The organism is Streptomyces sp. JLBT605 (genome assembly GCF_058215555.1).
The window spans coordinates 2,094,688-2,111,948 of record NZ_CM177087.1; the positions used below are offsets into that span (position 1 = coordinate 2,094,688).

At 72.9% G+C, this 17,261-nt stretch carries 18 protein-coding genes; 7 read left to right on the plus strand and 11 right to left on the minus strand.

The window, feature by feature from the left end; translation table 11 throughout:
- The first annotated feature begins 171 nt into the window (after window positions 1-171).
- Window positions 172-717, plus strand: a complete 546-nt coding sequence (locus AC4BDD_RS09365) for a hypothetical protein (protein WP_490690521.1) — start codon at window positions 172-174, stop codon at window positions 715-717.
- A gap of 263 nt (window positions 718-980) precedes the next feature.
- On the opposite strand, the gene AC4BDD_RS09370 is transcribed toward AC4BDD_RS09365, so the two are convergent.
- Window positions 981-2,189, minus strand: coding sequence for an IS701 family transposase (locus tag AC4BDD_RS09370; RefSeq protein WP_490688719.1), 1,209 nt, complete (start codon window positions 2,187-2,189; stop codon window positions 981-983).
- A gap of 256 nt (window positions 2,190-2,445) precedes the next feature.
- Window positions 2,446-3,165 carry a hypothetical protein gene (locus AC4BDD_RS09375; RefSeq protein ID WP_490691719.1) on the minus strand — a complete coding sequence of 240 codons (720 nt, stop codon included), beginning with the start codon at window positions 3,163-3,165 and terminating at the stop codon, window positions 2,446-2,448.
- A gap of 169 nt (window positions 3,166-3,334) precedes the next feature.
- Between AC4BDD_RS09375 and AC4BDD_RS09380 the strand changes: the two genes are divergently transcribed.
- Genes AC4BDD_RS09380 through AC4BDD_RS09390 form a run of 3 tightly spaced genes read left to right on the plus strand, consistent with a single transcriptional unit; the run spans window position 3,335 to window position 6,323 of the window.
- Window positions 3,335-4,624, plus strand: a complete 1,290-nt coding sequence (locus AC4BDD_RS09380) for a magnesium transporter MgtE N-terminal domain-containing protein (RefSeq protein ID WP_490690522.1) — start codon at window positions 3,335-3,337, stop codon at window positions 4,622-4,624.
- Complete coding sequence (locus AC4BDD_RS09385) at window positions 4,614-5,120, plus strand: DUF1003 domain-containing protein (protein ID WP_490690523.1); 507 nt, start codon at window positions 4,614-4,616, stop codon at window positions 5,118-5,120. The genes AC4BDD_RS09380 and AC4BDD_RS09385 overlap by 11 nt, the downstream gene beginning before the upstream one ends.
- A gap of 42 nt (window positions 5,121-5,162) precedes the next feature.
- Window positions 5,163-6,323, plus strand: a complete 1,161-nt coding sequence (locus AC4BDD_RS09390) for an Mrp/NBP35 family ATP-binding protein (protein WP_490690524.1) — start codon at window positions 5,163-5,165, stop codon at window positions 6,321-6,323.
- A 98-nt stretch (window positions 6,324-6,421) separates the two neighbouring features.
- Here the strand turns inward: AC4BDD_RS09390 and AC4BDD_RS09395 are convergent, their stop codons facing one another.
- The 5 genes from AC4BDD_RS09395 to sigE form a co-directional block, all read right to left on the minus strand.
- A complete protein-coding gene (locus AC4BDD_RS09395; RefSeq protein WP_490690525.1) occupies window positions 6,422-7,123 on the minus strand; it encodes a hypothetical protein in 702 nt (233 codons plus the stop codon).
- Window positions 7,124-7,236: 113 nt separating this feature from the next.
- Window positions 7,237-7,707: a sec-independent translocase gene (locus AC4BDD_RS09400; protein WP_490690526.1), complete on the minus strand. Its 471-nt coding sequence runs from the start codon at window positions 7,705-7,707 to the stop codon at window positions 7,237-7,239.
- A gap of 191 nt (window positions 7,708-7,898) precedes the next feature.
- Window positions 7,899-9,893: a S1C family serine protease gene (locus AC4BDD_RS09405; protein WP_490690527.1), complete on the minus strand. Its 1,995-nt coding sequence runs from the start codon at window positions 9,891-9,893 to the stop codon at window positions 7,899-7,901.
- A 155-nt stretch (window positions 9,894-10,048) separates the two neighbouring features.
- Window positions 10,049-10,963 carry a zf-HC2 domain-containing protein gene (locus AC4BDD_RS09410; RefSeq protein WP_490690528.1) on the minus strand — a complete coding sequence of 305 codons (915 nt, stop codon included), beginning with the start codon at window positions 10,961-10,963 and terminating at the stop codon, window positions 10,049-10,051.
- Entirely contained in the window at window positions 10,960-11,775 is an 816-nt protein-coding gene (gene sigE / locus AC4BDD_RS09415; RefSeq protein ID WP_490690529.1) for an RNA polymerase sigma factor SigE, read from the minus strand. Before sigE ends, AC4BDD_RS09410 begins: the two co-directional genes overlap by 4 nt.
- A gap of 131 nt (window positions 11,776-11,906) precedes the next feature.
- Between sigE and AC4BDD_RS09420 the strand changes: the two genes are divergently transcribed.
- Window positions 11,907-12,572 carry an O-methyltransferase gene (locus AC4BDD_RS09420; protein ID WP_490690530.1) on the plus strand — a complete coding sequence of 222 codons (666 nt, stop codon included), beginning with the start codon at window positions 11,907-11,909 and terminating at the stop codon, window positions 12,570-12,572.
- A 211-nt stretch (window positions 12,573-12,783) separates the two neighbouring features.
- On the opposite strand, the gene AC4BDD_RS09425 is transcribed toward AC4BDD_RS09420, so the two are convergent.
- Window positions 12,784-12,951, minus strand: a complete 168-nt coding sequence (locus tag AC4BDD_RS09425; RefSeq protein WP_003966491.1) for a DUF3117 domain-containing protein — start codon at window positions 12,949-12,951, stop codon at window positions 12,784-12,786.
- 315 nt (window positions 12,952-13,266) lie between these two features.
- Here AC4BDD_RS09425 and chcB point away from each other — a divergent pair, with 315 nt between their 5' ends.
- A complete protein-coding gene (chcB, locus tag AC4BDD_RS09430; RefSeq protein WP_490690531.1) occupies window positions 13,267-14,070 on the plus strand; it encodes a 2-cyclohexenylcarbonyl CoA isomerase in 804 nt (267 codons plus the stop codon).
- Window positions 14,071-14,110: 40 nt separating this feature from the next.
- On the opposite strand, the gene AC4BDD_RS09435 is transcribed toward chcB, so the two are convergent.
- Window positions 14,111-14,716: a DNA-3-methyladenine glycosylase I gene (locus tag AC4BDD_RS09435; RefSeq protein ID WP_490690532.1), complete on the minus strand. Its 606-nt coding sequence runs from the start codon at window positions 14,714-14,716 to the stop codon at window positions 14,111-14,113.
- A complete protein-coding gene (locus AC4BDD_RS09440) occupies window positions 14,713-15,318 on the minus strand; it encodes a DivIVA domain-containing protein (RefSeq protein ID WP_490690533.1) in 606 nt (201 codons plus the stop codon). The genes AC4BDD_RS09435 and AC4BDD_RS09440 overlap by 4 nt, the downstream gene beginning before the upstream one ends.
- Window positions 15,319-15,457: 139 nt before the next feature.
- Here AC4BDD_RS09440 and folP point away from each other — a divergent pair, with 139 nt between their 5' ends.
- Window positions 15,458-16,357 (plus strand): dihydropteroate synthase, encoded by a 900-nt coding sequence (folP, locus tag AC4BDD_RS09445; protein WP_490690534.1) that lies wholly within the window; start codon window positions 15,458-15,460, stop codon window positions 16,355-16,357.
- 64 nt (window positions 16,358-16,421) lie between these two features.
- Here folP and AC4BDD_RS09450 read toward each other — a convergent pair whose 3' ends face one another.
- Complete coding sequence (locus AC4BDD_RS09450) at window positions 16,422-17,171, minus strand: LOG family protein (protein WP_490690535.1); 750 nt, start codon at window positions 17,169-17,171, stop codon at window positions 16,422-16,424.
- Between the last annotated feature and the right edge of the window lie 90 nt (window positions 17,172-17,261).

Below are 17,261 nucleotides of genomic sequence, written 5' to 3' on the forward strand. Positions count from 1 at the left end.
ACCAAGTGACGGAACTGTCGCCCACCTTGTGGACAGCCTGCCGAACGCTCCGCCGAGCGGTCCGTGGACCGGCCCGCGCCACGCCCCCGGGAGACGGCCGTGCCGGGGCGGCCGGTGGCTTCACGGCGGCCCGGGATCGGCGGACCGGCCGACGCGTCCTACAGTGAGCGCATGACGCAGACCCAGACTCCGATGGACCGCGCCCTCATCGAGGAGGCCACCAAGAAGTCCGGCCTTATCTGGGTCCAGGGCGGGGACCACGCGGCCCGCTCGCTGTGGCACGTCTGGCACGACGGCGCGGCCTGGCTGGTCGGCGGCCCCGGCGAGCAGCCGCTGGACGGGCTCGGCCTGGTCGATGGCGGCACCGCCACCGTGACCGTGCGCAGCAAGGACAAGGGCGGTCGGCTGGTCGCCTGGCAGGCCCGGGTGGTCGAGCCGGCCGCCGGGAGCGAGGAGTGGACCGCGGCGGTCGAGGAGTTGAAGGGCAAGCGGCTCAACGCCCCGGACGCGGAGCGGATCGCGGACCGCTGGGCCGCCGAGTGCCGCGTGCTGCGGCTGGAGCCGCTGGCGGAGAGCCGTCCGGCGGCGCTGGACGGGCTGCCGGACGCCTCGCTGGCCGCGCGTCCGCTGCCGAGCCCGGCGATCACCCGCCGTCCGGTGCCCGCGGCCCTGCCCAAGCTGCTGGCCCGCCGCCGCGGACGCGGCCGCACGGCCTGATCGACTGCCCAGCCGCCCGACGCGGTCACGGGGCACCCGGCCCGACGAGCGGCGGCCTGAACGGGCCTCCGGCCTGACCCGAGGCCGACCCGGCCCGGCCTCAGCCCCGGCCCGGCTCCGGCGTGGCCTGCCCGGACACGCCCTAGTAGTGCTTTGTTAGGTGGTGTCGTAGGGCTGCCATGGGACGGTCTGCTGGCAGGTGGGGCAGGTGCCGGTCCAGGTGGCGATGAGGTGTTGGAGGAGGTCCAGGGCCTGGTAGAGGGTCAGGCCCTGGCAGGGGCTTTTGGGCTGCTCCGCTGTTCGGTGAGGAACAGGTGGGCGGCGGTGACGAGGGTGACGTGGCGGTGCCAGCCGGCGAATGAACGGCCCTCGAAGTGGTCCAGGCCCAGGGCAGTCTTCAGTTCGCGGTAGTCGTGCTCGATGCGCCAGCGGGCTTTCGCGAGACGGACCAGATCCTTGGCGGGAAGGTCGGCGGGCAGGTTCGAGATCCAGTACTTCACCGGCTCCGCCTCGCCCTCGGGCCACTGGGCGATCAGCCAGACCAGACCGATCGTGCCGTCGGCGGCCGGCTTGGGCCGTCGGCCCGCCAGGCGCACGCGTAAGAGTACGAAGTGCGAGCTCATCGCCGCTTTCGAGCCCTTGCGCCAGGTCAGGGTCCTGCCGCTGGTGCGGCCCGCGGCCAGCACGTGCTCGCGCAAGGAGGCAGGGCGGGTGCGGTAGCGGGGCAGCGGCCGGGGGCCGAGCCCGCCGTAGTCGGGCTGGTACGGCACCGCCTCTTCGCCGTGGGCGGTCATCTCGCCCTTGACCTGGAGCATCCAGGCCAGGCCGCGTTCGTCCAGACCACGCCGGAAGTCGGCGTTCGCGCCGTAGCCGGTGTCCGCGACCAGGACGGCGGGCCGCAGACCGGCGGCGGCAAGGTCGTCGAGCATGTCCAAAGCGAGCTGCCACTTGGGCCGGTGGTGCTCGGTGTCGGGGATCCGGCAGGCCCGCCTGCGGGCTTCGGCATCGGGCCCGTCCCAGGTGGCGGGCAGGAACAGGCGCCAGGACAGCGGGCACGAGGCGGTGTCGGAGGCGGCGTGGATGCTGACGCCGATCTGGCAGTTGCCGACCTTGCCCAGCGTGCCGGAGTACTGCCGGGCCACCCCGGGCGAGGAACGGCCGTCCTTGGGGAAGCCGGTGTCGTCCACCACCCACACCTGCGGCCGCACAGCGGCCACCGCCCGCCATGCCAGCCGGGCCCGCACCTGCTCGACCGGCCAGGTCGAGGACGTCATGAACTGCTGCAACTGCTGATGGTCGACACCGAGCCGTTCGGCCATCGGCTGCATCGACTTCCGCCGACCGTCCAGCAGCAGCCCTCGCAGATACAAGGAACCTTTCGCCCGCTGGTCCCGCCGCGCAAGCGGCGCGAACACCTCCCCGGCGAACTCCTCCAACCGGCCCCGACACGCAGCAAGCTCACCCGCCCTCATACACACAGAGAACTACCGAACACCCACCGCGACAAGGCCAGCTAACAAAGCACTACTAGGGGGTGTCCGATGGGTCGGCGTGGGAGAAGGAGCGGCGTCTGGCGCCTGTGATCGCAAGGCGGAGGAGGGAGTCCACGCGGAGCGGTGGGGGCACCTCCCTGCTCGAGCGAAGCCGAGAGCTTGGGGGAGACTGACGACAACGCCGCGAGCGCGGGTGCCAGGGGTCGCGACGCCGCGCAGACCCGTCGGACACCCCCTAGCCCTGCGAGGGGATCTGCTGCCCGTAGTCGACGATCTCGTCCTTCTCCGGCGCCGCGAGGGCGAACTCCTTGTTCCAGTCGGCGAGCCGGATGACGCCCGCGCCGCCCGCCCGGTGCAGCCGCAGCGGGTACGGGACGCCCTCCAGGGAGACGTCGACCGAGCCGCCCGAGCCCTCGGCGGCCAGCACCCGGATGGTGCGGACCCCGGCCAGCTCGCCCCGGTCGCCGGTGGACAGGGTGCCGTGGAGTCCCAGGAGCAACCCATCGACCAGCAGGTTCTTGTCGGTGAAGCCGCCGAGCTGCTTGTAGGAGGGGTCGCCGGCGGGCACCTTCACGTACTTGCCGTCGAGCTTGTCGGCCGCCGCCTGGCCGGTCTTGGAGTCGTCCCGCTGGGTCCAGAAGTCCGCGTCGGCCTTGAGGTAGAGGTCCTTGCCGACACGCAGCAGCTCGAAGGTCGCGTCCTTGGTGGAGACCCGGCCGGTGCCGCCGTCCCCCGCGAGCCGCATGTCGAGCTGGTAGGAACGGCCCTTGCTGACCAGGGTGCCGGACAGATGCACGGCCCGTGCGCTCTGTGCCGACCGCCGGGCCTTGCCCTCGATCTGTTTGGCGGAGAGCTTGCCGACGCCATTGGTGTTCGCGTCGGGATCCTCTCCTCCGCCGCCGCAGCCCACGAGCGTCGTGGCCAGTCCCACGCACATCGCTCCCACGAGAGCCATGTTCCCGATGCGCACGTCTGCTCTGCCTCCTGATGCCGGTGCAGTAGGGCAGCGTACCTGTGCGGCCCAGGGGGGTCCGCAGGGTGCCGTACCGCCAGCGACACAGGCCCGGGCACGCTAGCCTGAATCCGCATTGTGCTGATATGAGCGAAACGGGAGGTGTGTGGACGTGGGGGCAGGCGGGTCCAGGGTGTTCGTGTCGCACCTCGCGGGAGTCGCCGTGTTCGATCCGAACGGCGATCAGGTCGGGCGTGTCCGCGACCTCGTCGCCATGCTGCGCGTGGGCGGCCGCCCGCCGCGGATGCTGGGCCTGGTGGTCGAGGTGGTCAGCCGGCGGCGGATCTTCGTGCCCATGACCCGGGTCACCAGCATGGAGTCCGGCCAGGTCATCACCACCGGCGTGGTCAACATGCGGCGCTTCGAGCAGCGCGCCTCGGAGACCCTGGTGCTGGGCGAACTGCTCGACCGGCGGGTGCGGCTGGTGGAGACCCGCGAGGAGGTGACCGTGCTGGACGTCGCGATGGTGCAGCTGCCCGCCCGCCGGGACTGGGAGATCGACAAGGTCTTCGTGCGGCGCGGCAAGGGCGGGGCGCTGCGGCGGCGCGGCGAGGCGCTGACCGTGGAGTGGTCGGCCGTCACCGGCTTCTCGCTCCAGGAGCACGGCCAGGGCGCGGAGAACCTGCTGGCCACCTTCGAGCAGCTGCGCCCCGCCGACCTCGCCAACGTGCTGCACCATCTCTCCGCCAAGCGGCGCGCCGAGGTGGCCGCCGCGCTGGACGACGACCGGCTGGCAGACGTGCTGGAGGAGCTGCCGGACGACGACCAGGTGGAGATCCTGGGCAAGCTGAAGGAGGAGCGCGCCGCCGACGTGCTGGAGGCCATGGACCCCGACGACGCGGCCGACCTGCTCTCCGAGCTGCCGGAGGAGGACAAGGAGCGGCTGCTGGGGCTGATGCGGCCCCGGGAGGCCGCGGACATGCGGCGGCTGATGGCGTACGAGGAGCGCACCGCGGGCGGCCTGATGACGACCGAGCCGATCGTGCTGCTGCCGGACGCCACCGTCGCGGACGCCCTCGCCCTGGTGCGCAACCGCGACCTGTCCCCCGCGCTCGCCGCCCAGGTGTACGTCTGCCGGGCCCCGGACGAGACGCCGACCGGCCGCTACCTGGGCACGGTGCACTTCCAGCGGCTGCTGCGGGACCCGCCGTTCACCCTGGTCAGCTCGCTCGTCGACACCGATCTGCGGCCGCTGCCGCCGGACACCTCGCTGCTCGCCGTGACCAGCTATCTGGCCACCTACAACATGGTCTCCGCGCCGGTGGTGGACGACGGCGGCTCGCTGCTGGGCGCGGTGACCGTCGACGACGTGCTCGACCATCTGCTGCCGCACGACTGGCGGGAGCGCGAGCTGCACAGCGCGGACGTGCCCGAGGTCGGGGAGGCGACCGGTGGCGGATGAGGCGAGCCGGCTGGCCCGGCCGAAGGAGCGGCGCCGCACCCCGCTGCCGAGGTGGGACCCGGAGGCGTTCGGCAAGGCGTCGGAGCACATCGCGCGCTTCCTGGGCACCGGCCGGTTCATCGCCTGGATGACGGTCTTCGTCTGCGTCTGGGTGACCTGGAACGTCTCCGCCCCCGAGCGGCTGCGCTTCGACGAGTTCCCGTTCATCTTCCTGACCCTGATGCTGTCGCTCCAGGCGTCGTACGCGGCCCCGCTGATCCTGCTCGCCCAGTACCGGCAGGCCGACCGCGACCGGGTCGCGGTGGAGCAGGACCGCAAGCAGAACGAGCGCAGCATCGCGGACACCGAGTACCTGACCCGCGAGGTCGCCGCGCTGCGGATGGGGCTGGGCGAGGTGGCCACCCGGGACTGGATCCGGTCGGAGTTCGAGGAGCTGGTCAAGGAGCTGGAGGCGCGCCGGATATTCCCGCGGGAGAGTGAGGAACGCGACCGCTGAAGGACTTACCGACCGGTCGCCCCGGAGCCGTACCATCGGGTCATGGCTACCGACACTTCCCCGGACTCCGCTCCCACCGAAGACGCGGTGCGCGCGGCACTCGCCACGGTGAACGACCCGGAGATCCACAAGCCGATCACCGAGCTCGGCATGGTCAAGTCCATCGAGATCGCGGCGGACGGCACCGTCTCGGTGGTCGTCTATCTGACGGTCGCCGGCTGCCCCATGCGGGGGACGATCACCCAGAACGTCAGCGACGCCGTGGCCAAGGTGCCCGGCGTCACCGGCGTCGACGTCGAGCTGGACGTGATGAGCGACGAGCAGCGGCGCGAGCTGGCCTCCTCGCTGCGCGGCGGGCAGACCGAGCGTGAGGTGCCGTTCGCCAAGCCCGGCTCGCTGACCCGGGTCTACGCGGTGGCCTCCGGCAAGGGCGGCGTCGGCAAGTCCTCGGTGACGGTCAACCTGGCCGCCGCCATGGCCGCCGACGGCCTGAAGGTCGGTGTCGTGGACGCCGACATCTACGGCCACAGCGTGCCGCGCATGCTGGGCGCCGACGGCCGTCCCACCCAGGTCGAGAACATGATCATGCCGCCCTCGGCGAACGGCGTGAAGGTCATCTCGATCGGCATGTTCACCCCGGGCAACGCCCCGGTGGTGTGGCGCGGGCCGATGCTGCACCGCGCCCTTCAGCAGTTCCTCGCCGACGTGTACTGGGGCGACCTGGACGTGCTGCTGCTGGACCTGCCGCCGGGCACCGGTGACATCGCGATCTCGGTGGCCCAGCTGGTCCCGAACGCCGAGATCCTGGTCGTCACCACCCCGCAGCAGGCCGCCGCCGAGGTCGCCGAGCGGGCCGGCTCGATCGCGGTGCAGACCCACCAGAAGATCGTCGGCGTGGTGGAGAACATGTCCGGGCTGCCCTGCCCGCACTGCGACGAGATGGTCGACGTGTTCGGCACCGGCGGCGGTCAGCTGGTCGCCGACGGCCTGACCCGGACCACCGGCGCGACCGTGCCGGTGCTGGGCAGCATCCCGATCGACGTGCGGCTGCGCGAGGGCGGCGACGAGGGCAAGCCGGTCGTCATCACCGACCCGGACTCCCCCGCGGGCAGCGCGCTGCGCGCCATCGCCGGCAAGCTGGGCGGCCGTCAGCGCGGCCTGTCCGGCATGTCGCTGGGCATCACCCCGCGCAACAAGTTCTGAGGTTCCGGGCACGCGAGCCAAGCGTGAGGGGCGGCCGGTCTGCTTCAGACCGGCCGCCCCTCACGCACATCGGCTCGCCCGCGGGCAGGCGTGGCGCCTCAGGCGTAGCTGGTGATGTCCTTGATCACCGAGAAGCCCAGACCGTAGGCGCTCATGCCGCGCCCGTACGCCCCGACGTGCACGCCCTCCCGCGCGGAGCCGGCGAGCACCCAGCCGTACTCCGACTCGCGGTAGCGGAAGTCGGCCGGCACGCCGTCGACCGGCAGCGACAGCTGCGACCAGCCCGGACCCTCGAGTTCGTCGGCCAGCTCCCAGGCGAGCGCGGTCTGCTGGTCCAGCCAGTCCTGGCGCAGCGCACGCTCCATCTTGGTGGGCCAGACGCAGGACAGCAGTCCGGCGCCGGCCAGCCAGGCGGCGGAGGAGACCGAGGTCGCCTCCAGCACTCCGGTGCCGTCCGCGCTGCGGCGCAGCGGACGGCTCGCCACCGTCACGACCACCACGAAGCGCTGCTTGTCACGGGTCTCGGGATCGACATCCACGCGCAGTGACGGTTCGTCACCGTGGCCGGTCGCGCCGTGCTCCACGGTGCCGTCCGCGCTCGCGCCGACCTGCATCAGCCAGCGCGGGCCGGTGAAGGCCTCGTCGAGGCCGTACCACGGGAAGGCGGCCATCAGATAGCCGTCGATGGTGCGCCGGGCCTCAGCGGGCATCCCATGCGGCGCCGACGCGGCTGGCAGGGCGGACGCACCCGGCGTGTCTGCCACCGCTTCCTCTACCCCTGTCCGACTCGTCGTCTCCATCTACGCGGAGCCTCCTCTGCCCTGCTTGTGGGCGGCCCGCCCCCCTCGGGCGACCTCACCCCGGACAAAGGGAGGATAGCCATACGAGGCGAGCGCGCCGGGCATACGGGGTCTCAGGTGGCGTCGGCGTCGAACGGCGGACGATCGCCGGTGGCCGGCTTGTCGCGCTTGCGCAGCAGGTCAGAGCCGCCTGCCGAGGCGCCACCGGAGTCGCTGCCGGCGCCGACCGGCCGGGCGCTGCCGGACGAGGAATCGCTCTCCCGGCCGTTCACCGCGTCGGCGACCTCGGCCATCTCCTTGCGGAGGTCGAAGCCGTTGCGGATCTCCTTCAGGCCCAGCTCGTCCTTGTCCAGCAGGTGCTTGCGGGCGAACGTCTTCGGATTGAGGTCCTCGAACTCGAAGTCCTTGAACTCCGGACCCAGCTCCGAGCGGATGTCCTGCTTGGCGCTCTCGGAGAACTCCCGCACCTTGCGGATGAAGCCGGCGATGTCCTGGATCACCTTCGGGAGCTTCTCCGGCCCGAAGACGAGCACCGCAAGGATGATGAGCGCGATCAGCTCAAGGGGTCCTATGTCGAAGAACACCTGGCAGCTCCTTGGGATGTCGGTGGCCGGGAGACGTCTGCGGCTTAAGGGGCCGGGCCACAGAACACGGTACCTGGCCCTGAGTGCGGCCCGGGAGACGACCGGACCAACATCAGGCGTCGTGGGCCCGGGTGCGTCCCGGCCGCGCGGCCCTGCGCGCGCCGGGGATGACCGGGGATGACCGGGGATGATCAGCCGCTGTCAGCCGTGCCGAGGGTGAGGGAGACGGCCCGCTGCTCGCCGCCGCGCTCCACGGTCAGCCGCAGCCGGTCGCCGGGGCGGTGGCTGCGGATCTTGACGATCAGCTCCTGGCCGCTGTGCACCCGCACCCCGTCGACCTCGGTGATCACATCGCCCGGCTCGATCCCGGCCCGGTCGCCGGGGCCGCCCGCCTTCACCGGCGGGCTGTCGTCGGCGCTCTTGGTGTTCACCCGGGCGCCGTCGCCGGTGTAGGCCATGTCGAGGGTGACCCCGATCACCGGGTGGGTGGCCTTGCCGGTGTTGATCAGCTCCTCGGCCACCCGCTTGCCCTGGTTGATGGGTATCGCGAAGCCCAGGCCGATGCTGCCGCCCTGGCCGCCGTCGAGGCCGCCCTCGTCGGCCGCGCGGATCGCGCTGTTGATGCCGATCACCCGGGCCTTGGAGTCCATCAGCGGGCCGCCGGAGTTGCCCGGGTTGATCGGGGCGTCGGTCTGCAGCGCGTCGACGTAGCTGACGTCGCTGCCGTCCTCCTTCTCACCGCCCGCGGTGATCGGACGTCCCTTGGCGCTGATGATCCCCGAGGTGACGGTGCCCGCCAGGTCGTAGGGCGATCCGATGGCCACCACCGGATCGCCGACCCGCACCGAGTCGGAGTTGCCCAGCGGCAGCGGCTTGAGCCCGGAGACGTTGTCGACCTTGATGACCGCGAGGTCGTAGCCGCTGTCCCGGCCGATCACCTTGGCGTCGGCGATCTCGCCGCCGTTGAAGGTCACCGATATCGAGCCGCCGGAGCCGGCCGCCTCCACGACATGGTTGTTGGTGAGGATGTGGCCGCGGCCGTCGAGGACGAAGCCGGTGCCGGTGCCCTCCGCGGCGCCGCCCCGCACATGGATGGTCACCACGCCGGGCAGGGTGCGGGCGGCGATCCCGGCGACACTGCCCCGGTCCCGTGCCTCCTTCTCCGCCGGGGGCTGCGACAGCTCCACCTGGTCGTCGCCGAACCCGCCGTTGCGCTCCAGATAGGCGCCGATACCGCCGCCGAGGCCGCCCGCGAGCAGCGCGACCAGCAGCGCTCCGACGAGCAGCCGCCCCCGGCCGCGGTCGCGCCCCGGCCGCTGGCCCGCGGCCGGTCGCGGCGCGCCCCACGGGTCGTAGGCCGTCCACTGCGAGCCCGGCTGCGCGGGCGCCGCGTGTGCGACCGGAGCCCCGGCGGCTTCGGGCGCGCCGGGGTGCGGATACGGGCCGGGGGCCGCGGGCTGACCCGGATGCGGGGCCTGGGCCGGATGCGGGGCCTGGCCTGGGTGCGGGGCGTGCGGCGGCAGCGCGGTGCCGTGCGCGGGGGTCATCCCGGGGTGCGCGCCGGGCGGCAGCTGGGTGCCGTGCGCCGGAGTGGTCACCGGCCGCTGCACCGGCGGCGCGGGCGCCCAGGGGCCGGGGCCGCCGTAGGGCGGGGTGCCGTACGGATCGGGGGCGTGCAGCGGGCGCACGCTCTCGGTGGAGGCATCCGGCGCCGCGGCCTCGGGGCGCGGCTGCTCGGCGACCGGCTGGCCGGCGTCCGACCGGATGGCGTCCGGGGAGGCCGGCTGGGACGCGGTCGGCTGGACCGCGTCCGGGGATGGGCCGGTCGGCCCGTCGGCGTCCGGGGAGGAGGCCGCCGGTGGGGCCTGGTCGCCGGGCTGGTGCGGGCGGGCCGCTTCCACGGCCGCCTCGGCGGTCGCGTCGGCGGTCGCCTCGGCGGTCGCGTCGGCCGGTGGCGCGGCGGGGTGGTGCGCGTCCACGGAGCCGTGCGCGTCCGCGGGGTGGCGTGCGTCAGCAGCCGGGTCCGTGGCGGCCGTGGCGGCCTGCGGCGACTCGGCCTCGGGCTGGGCGGAGTCGGGAGCGGCGGGCCGCTGCCCCGTCTCGTCGGCCGCCGGACGGCTCACGGAGCGCGCCGCCGGACGGCTCCACCACTTCGGCTTGGCCCCGGGGGCCTTCCCCTCGTCCATGATCTCCCCAGAGTCTTCCGCGACACAGCGCGCTCTGCGCAACTCCCGGGCAGCCGGACCCATGGGCGGGTCGCTGCCTCGATGCGATTCAACCAGGTCTGCCGCCCCTCGTGCAGATCTCCCCGCCCGCTCCCGGCGGGCGGGGACCGGCGGAGCTACTCCGAAGCCGCTCCGGCGGCGGCGAACGGAACGCCCGGTGTCCCGGGCTGCGGCGGGACGGTCGGCTGGGTCGGCACGGAGGTCGCGAGGACCCGCGGGGGCAGCTGGGCGACCGCCGCCGGATCGGCCGGGGCCGACAGGACCGGCTGCACGACCGGCGGCAGGATGTCGCTCGGCAGCCCGGCGGCGTCATACGCCCGGAGCAGCGACGGCGGACGCGCCCCCGGCAGTCCGGCGGCGGGCCCGCTGCCGCCGGACGCCGACAGGCTCTGACGACCGCCGGTCAGGGCGAGCAGCGCCACATCCCCGGGGTGGGAGCCGGCGTAGCCGCCCGGGCGGGAGGCGGCACCGGCCGGCTCGGCCTGCGAGGCGGGCACACCGGTGTCCTGGCCGTCGGCGCGGTTCCGGGAGGCGGGACCGCCGACGTCACCGTCGAGCGTCATCGCGCCGCCGAGCGCGAAGGCGGCCAGCGACACCGCGCCCGCGGCGGCGAAGGCGAATCTGCGGCCGCGCGGAGAAGGGCGCTCGACCTCGTGTATCCGGAAGCCCCGCTCGCGCGGCGGCGTGGGCAGGAAGGCGAAAGCTTCCTCCCGCGCGCCGAATACCCCGGGGCCGCCGAAGGGCCCGCCACGGCCGTCGCCGCCGCGGTCGCCCCGGTCCTCGTCGATGCCGCCGGCCGGCAGACCCTGCAGCCTGGCCAGCAGCGAGTCCGAGGGTGGCGGGGACGCCGTCCTCGCCAGGATGTTCTTCAGCTGCCGCTGTGCGTCGGCTTCCGCCTTGCACCGCGGACAGGTCGCCAGATGCGCGAGCACCCGCTCGCGCGCGTCATGCCCCAGTTCGCCGTCGACGAGAGCCGCGAGGCGGTCGCCGAGATGCTCCTCGGCGGGGGACGGACCGCCTGATCGGGTCACGCGATTCCTACCTCCCCACTGAGCCCGGGACCGGCGGCGGTCCGCGGGGACACCGAGGCGGCGGCGGGCTGCTCCGCGCGGGCCACGGGCGCGCGGTGCTTGAGCGCCTTGCGCAGGTGCGAGCGGCCGCGGTGGATACGGCTGCGGACGGTGCCCAGCTTCACCCCCAGGGTCGCGGCGATCTCCTCGTACGACAGGCCCTCGATGTCGCAGAGCACGACGGCCGCGCGGAACTCCGGCGCCAGGGTGTCCAGCGCCTGCTGCACGTCGGCGTCGAAGTGGTTGTCGTTGAAGTGCTGCTGGGGGGAGGGCTCACGGCTGGGGAGCCGCTCGGCGGCGTCGTCACCGAGCGCGTCGAAGCGGATGCGCTGGCGGCGGCGGACCATGTCGAGGAAGAGGTTGGTCGTGATGCGGTGCAGCCAGCCCTCGAAGGTGCCGGGGGTGTAGGTAGACAGCGACCGGAAGACGCGGACGAAGACCTCCTGGGTGAGGTCCTCGGCGTCGTGCTGGTTCCCGGTGAGCCGATAGGCGAGGCGATAGACCCGTGCACTGTGCATGCTGACGATCTCCTCCCAGGTGGGAGGTGTCCACGCCTGGGAATCCGCGTCGGTGGAGAAGGTCGCGGTGGCGGACTCGGAGATGGGCGCCCCTCCCATGGCCTCAGGGCTCTGGGCGCGGGAACGGTCAGCAGTGTCAGTCACGGATTTCGGCCCGACCGCCGACCTGCGAAAGCGCCTCAGCACTCTCCGGTCACCGGCCGCAGCCGCACCTCCCCTGTCGGCTCTGGTGGTGTCCAGTAGAGCCCCTACCATATCCACCTCGCCCGTTAGCTCCGGATAAGCAATTTTGACCTGCATTTGGCCTTGGTCCCCCTCGTTCCCCCGTACCTGGCCAACGTCCGGTCCCATCTGCGGGTTCCCGCGCGCAGCGGATACAGTCACGGTTGCGTCAACTACGGGGACAGGAGAGGGCCATTACCGGCAACCGGCAGACGAGCTGGGCGTTCGCCGATGCGTTCGTCGCCGAGGACGCAGCCCTGCGCTGGGCCCGTGACCGGGCCCGCGAGGCGGGTCTGCGCTCGGTGTCGTCCGGCACCGGCGCGGCGCTGCGGCTGCTCGCCGCGGCGGCGGACGCCAAGGCCGTCGCCGAGATCGGCACCGGCACCGGCGTCTCCGGTATCCATCTGCTGCACGGTATGCGGCCGGACGGCGTGCTGACCACCGTGGACACCGAGCCGGAGCGGCAGCAGTTCGCCCGCCAGGCCTTCCGGGCGGCCGGCTTCGCCGGGAACCGCGCCCGCTTCATCCCCGGGCGCGCGCTGGAGGTGCTGCCCCGGCTCGCCGACGGCGGCTATGACCTGGTGTTCTGCGACGGCGACCGGATGGAGTGCCTGGACTACCTCGCCGAATCGTTGCGCCTGCTGCGGCCCGGCGGACTGGTCTGCTTCGAGGGCGTCTTCGCCGACGGGCGCACGGTGGACTCCGCGGTGCAGCCCGCGGTCGTCCTCAAGCTGCGCGAGCTGCTGCGGACCGTGCGGGAGAGCACGGTACTCCAGTCCACGCTGCTGCCGGTGGGCGACGGCCTGCTCTGCGCGGTCAAGCGCGGCTGACCGCGAAGCACGTGTGCCGGCGGACGCATCGGCGGCCGGGCGCGTCCGCCGGCCGGCGTATCCCGCGGCCGGGCCCGGATCGGGCAGCCGGGCCGGGATCGGGCAGCAGGCCGGATCAGGCCGCCGGAAAGACCGCTGCCCCGCCGCCGGGTCCGAGTAGTCCTCGGGCCGGGCGGCGGGGCAGATCACGGTGGGGTGCGGGCCTTAAGCCTCAGCCGACGACCTTCTTCAGGGCGTCGCCGAGCGCATCGGCCTCGTCCGGGGTCAGCTCGACGACAAGTCGACCGCCGCCTTCGAGCGGAACGCGCATGACGATGCCCCGCCCCTCCTTGGTCACCTCGAGCGGGCCATCGCCCGTCCGCGGCTTCATGGCCGCCATGCTCGTTCCCCTTCCTGAAACCAGCTCATCGTCCGCCGGACAGCCCCGCGTCACGGTGTCACCGGCATCGAACACATTGCTTCCTCGTCATTATCCCGCATGGCATGACCCAATGACCAACATCGGGCGGCAACCCCTCCGCAAGGCGTTCCCGCAAAACCACCCAATTCGGCGATCGGACTGCGATACTGCGCCCTCCTCGGGCCCGAACGACCGGTCGGCTCTTTGACGCAGGTCACATGTCGGCCGCCCATGATCTCCGGCATGCTGATCGCTGACCCAAGCGCTGCCGCAGCGACGGAGAGGACCCAAGCCATGGCCGACACCGTGCTCTACGAGCTCATCGACGGGCTCGCGACGATCACGTTGAACCGTCCCGACGCGATGAACGCTCTCAACGTCGAGCTGAAGGAAGCCCTCCGCGACACCCTGCGCCAAGCCGCCGACGACCCCGCGGTGCGGGCCGTGCTGCTCACCGGCAACGGTCGCGCGTTCTGCGTGGGCCAGGACCTCAAGGAGCACATCGGGCTGCTCGCCGCGGCCGCCGAGAGCGGTGACGGCGGTCAGGTCATGAGCACCGTCCGGGAGCACTACAACCCGATCACCCGGACCATCGCCGAGATGCCCAAGCCGGTGGTGGCCGGGATCAACGGCGTGGCGGCGGGTGCCGGAGCGGGCTTCGCGTTCGCCGCGGACTACCGCGTGGTCGCCGACACCGCCTCCTTCAACACCTCCTTCGCCGGTGTCGCGCTGACCGCCGACTCCGGGGTGTCCTGGACCCTCCCCCGGCTGGTCGGCCCGGCCCGCGCGGCCGATCTGCTGCTCTTCCCGCGCAGCATCAGCGCGGCGGACGCCCTGGAGCTGGGCATCGCCGGCCGGGTGGTGCCCGCCGCGGACCTGGCCGAGGAGGCGGCCGCGGTCGCCCGGCGGCTGGCGGACGGACCGACCGCCGCCTACGCGGCCATCAAGGAGTCGCTCGCCTTCTCCGCCGGGCACGGGCTCGCCGAGTCGCTGGCCAAGGAGGAGGAGCTGCAGAACCGGGCGGGCGCCTCGGCGGACCACCGGATCGCGGTGGAGGCGTTCGTGAAGAAGGAGAAGCCGAGGTTCCTGGGGCGCTGAGCCCCCTCGCTTCCTGGGGCTCCGCCCCGGACCCCGCCCCTCAACGTCCCGAGGGGCTGGATCTGGCGTGGCAGTCGGCGAGATGGTCGTTGACCAGGCCGCACGCCTGCATCAAGGCGTAGGCCGTCGTCGGGCCGACGAAACGGAAGCCGCGCTTCTTGAGGTCCCGGGCGAGCGCCGTGGACTCCGGGGTGGTCGCGGGCACGTCGGCGAAGGTCCTGGGCACCGGACGGGAGTCGGGCTCGGGGGCGAAGGACCAGATCAGCGCGTCCAGCTCGCCCTCGCCCAGCTCCGCCGCCACCCTGGCGTTGCCGATCGCGGCGGAGATCTTGGCCCGGTTGCGGATGATCCCCGGATCAGCGAGCAGCCGGGCCGCGTCGGCCTCCGTGAAGGCGGCGACCTTCTCGATCCGGAAGCCCGCGAAGGCCGCGCGGAAACCCTCCCTGCGGCGCAGAATCGTCAGCCAGGACAGGCCGGACTGGAACGCCTCCAAGCACATCCGCTCGTACAGCGCGTCGTCGCCGCGCACCGGGCGGCCCCACTCGGTGTCGTGGTACGCCCGGTAGTCCGCCAGGGACTCCGACTCCAGCCCCCAGGGGCAGCGCGCCAGTCCGTCCGCGCCCACCACCACAGCCTTGCCGCTCATGCGCTCTCGTCCTCCCCCTCGTCCCCCACGGTTCCGGCGGGCCCGGTGCCACGGTCCTGGCCGTCCCCGCCACCGCCGAGTTCACCGCGCCCGTTCCGGCCCGCCTGACCGTTCTGCCCGGCCTCTCTGATCTGCCCGGCCGCGCCGTCCTGCCCGACCGCGTCGTCCTGCGCAGCCTCGCCGTTCTGCCCCGCCTGACCGTTCTGCCCAGCCTCGCTGATCTGCCCGGCCTGAGGGCTCTGCCCGGCGTCGCCGTTCCGGGTGCTCCGGCCGCCCGTCAGCGGGCCGGGGCCGCCGTGCCGGGCGGCCCGCGCGCCGGCCAGCGCCGCCTCCAGCTCGGCGATCCGGGAGTCGCGCTCGGCGAGCTCCGCGCCGAGCCGGCCGAGCACGTCGTCCACGTCCGCCATCCGGTAGCCGCGCAGGGTCATGGGCAGCCGCACCGCCTCCACGTCGGCGCGCACCAGCGGCCGGTCGGCAGGCAGCGGGTCGTCGATCCGGTCCGGCAGCGCATCAGCGAGCGGACCGCTCTCCCGGCCGCCGATCACGGCGAGCGTGACCGCGCTGACCACCACGACCAGCGCGATGAGCAAGAACCAGAACACGACGACCCTCTCCCCGGCGCACCTGCGGCGTCCGTCCGCACCGATCGTGCCATGCCCGGCGGGTCCACCGAGAGTGTGGACCGGCTCAGCGGACCAGGAGCATTAAGGTCGCTGACGGACCACGGGAGAGGGAGTACGGATGCTGCGGCTGGGACGGCGTGAGTTCGCGGAGCACGAGCAGGTGATCATGGCGATCGTGAACCGGACGCCGGATTCCTTCTACGACCAGGGCGCGACCTTCCGCGACGAGCCGGCGCTGTCCCGGGTCGACCAGGCGGTGTCGCAGGGCGCCGCGATCATCGACATCGGCGGGGTGAAGGCCGGCCCGGGAGAAGAGGTGTCGGCGCAGGAGGAGGCGCGCCGCACGGTGGGCTTCGTCGCCGAGGTGCGCAGGCGGCATCCGGATGTGGTGATCAGCGTGGACACCTGGCGGCACGAGGTGGGCGAGGCGGTCTGCGAGGCGGGCGCCGATCTGCTCAACGACGCCTGGGGCGGGGTGGACCCCAAGCTCGCGGAGGTCGCGGCCCGGTACGACGTCGGTCTGGTGTGCACGCACGCGGGCGGGGCCCGGCCGCGGACCCGACCGCACCGCATCGGCTACGAGGACGTGATGGCGGACATCCTCAAGGTCACGCTGGGGCTGGCGGAGCGGGCCGTGGAGCTGGGGGTGCGCCGGGACGGGATCCTCATCGACCCGGGCCATGACTTCGGGAAGAACACCCGGCATTCGCTGGAGGCCACCCGGCGGCTGGGCGAGATGGCCGCGGCCGTTCCCCGGGACCTCGGCTTCGCCCGGGCAGGGGACACGCCGTTTCCGGTGCTGGTCTCCCTGTCGAACAAGGACTTCGTCGGCGAGACCCTCGACAAGCCGGTCAAGGAGCGGGTGCTGGGCACCCTGGCGACGACGGCGGTGTCCGCGTGGCTGGGTGCCCGGGTCTACCGGGTGCACGAGGTGGCCGAGACCCGGCAGGTGCTGGACATGGTGTCCTCGATCGCCGGGCACCGGCCCCCGGCGGTCGCCCGCCGGGGACTGGCCTAGAAGGTGTCCGCTGGGTCTGGGCGGCGTCACGCCGACCCATCGGACACCCCCTGACCTCACCCGGTCAGATGCCGATCTCCTTGGTCATCAGCGCGACCGCCTCGTCGACGTCGTCGGTGAGGTGGAACAGCTCCAGGTCGGCCGGGGACGCCTTGCCCTCGGCCACCAGGGTCTCGCGCAGCCAGCCCACCAGGCCCTGCCAGTAGTCAGTGCCGAACAGCACGATCGGGAAGCGGGTGACCTTCTTGGTCTGCACGAGGGTCAGCGCCTCGAACAGCTCGTCCAGCGTGCCGAGTCCGCCGGGCAGGACCACGAAGCCCTGCGCGTACTTCACGAACATCGTCTTGCGGACGAAGAAGTAGCGGAAGTTCACACCGATGTCGACATAAGGGTTGAGGCCCTGCTCGAAGGGCAGCTCGATGCCCAGGCCTACCGAGACGCCACCCGCCTCGCAGGCGCCCTTGTTGGCCGCCTCCATGGCACCGGGGCCGCCCCCGGTGATCACCGCGAAGCCCGCCTCGGCCAGGGCGTGCCCGATGCGCGTCCCTGCCTGGTACTCCGGCGAGTCCCGCAGGGTGCGGGCGGAACCGAAGACCGAGACCGCCCGGCCGAGTTCGGCGAGCGCTCCGAAGCCCTCGACGAACTCCGACTGGATCCGCAGCACCCGGAACGGATCCTCGTGCACCCAGCCCGCGGACGGCTGGGTGTCCAGCAGCCGCTGGTCGGTCGTGCCGGGCCGGACCTGCTCGCGACGGCGCACGACCGGGCCCAGACGCTGCTCGTGCAGCGCTCGCTCTTCCTCAGCGTTGCCCATGTTGCGCTCCCTCCGCGTCGGACCTCCCCGGAGGCCGGTCGCCCGGAGCCGGGGATGGATCTTTGGGTCAGCCTAGGCCCCCACCGCCCC

Excerpts from the sequence above, each read along its gene's own strand:
- AC4BDD_RS09365 (WP_490690521.1), top strand. The coding sequence starts at position 172 with ATGACGCAGACCCAGACTCCGATGGACCGCGCCCTCATCGAGGAGGCC.
- AC4BDD_RS09370 (WP_490688719.1), bottom strand. The coding sequence starts at position 2,189 with ATGAGGGCGGGTGAGCTTGCTGCGTGTCGGGGCCGGTTGGAGGAGTTC.
- AC4BDD_RS09375 (WP_490691719.1), bottom strand. The coding sequence starts at position 3,165 with ATGGCTCTCGTGGGAGCGATGTGCGTGGGACTGGCCACGACGCTCGTG.
- AC4BDD_RS09390 (WP_490690524.1), top strand. The coding sequence starts at position 5,163 with ATGGCTACCGACACTTCCCCGGACTCCGCTCCCACCGAAGACGCGGTG.
- AC4BDD_RS09395 (WP_490690525.1), bottom strand. The coding sequence starts at position 7,123 with ATGGAGACGACGAGTCGGACAGGGGTAGAGGAAGCGGTGGCAGACACG.
- AC4BDD_RS09405 (WP_490690527.1), bottom strand. The coding sequence starts at position 9,893 with ATGGACGAGGGGAAGGCCCCCGGGGCCAAGCCGAAGTGGTGGAGCCGT.
- sigE (WP_490690529.1), bottom strand. The coding sequence starts at position 11,775 with ATGGTAGGGGCTCTACTGGACACCACCAGAGCCGACAGGGGAGGTGCG.
- AC4BDD_RS09425 (WP_003966491.1), bottom strand. The coding sequence starts at position 12,951 with ATGGCGGCCATGAAGCCGCGGACGGGCGATGGCCCGCTCGAGGTGACC.
- chcB (WP_490690531.1), top strand. The coding sequence starts at position 13,267 with ATGGCCGACACCGTGCTCTACGAGCTCATCGACGGGCTCGCGACGATC.
- AC4BDD_RS09435 (WP_490690532.1), bottom strand. The coding sequence starts at position 14,716 with ATGAGCGGCAAGGCTGTGGTGGTGGGCGCGGACGGACTGGCGCGCTGC.
- folP (WP_490690534.1), top strand. The coding sequence starts at position 15,458 with ATGCTGCGGCTGGGACGGCGTGAGTTCGCGGAGCACGAGCAGGTGATC.
- AC4BDD_RS09450 (WP_490690535.1), bottom strand. The coding sequence starts at position 17,171 with ATGGGCAACGCTGAGGAAGAGCGAGCGCTGCACGAGCAGCGTCTGGGC.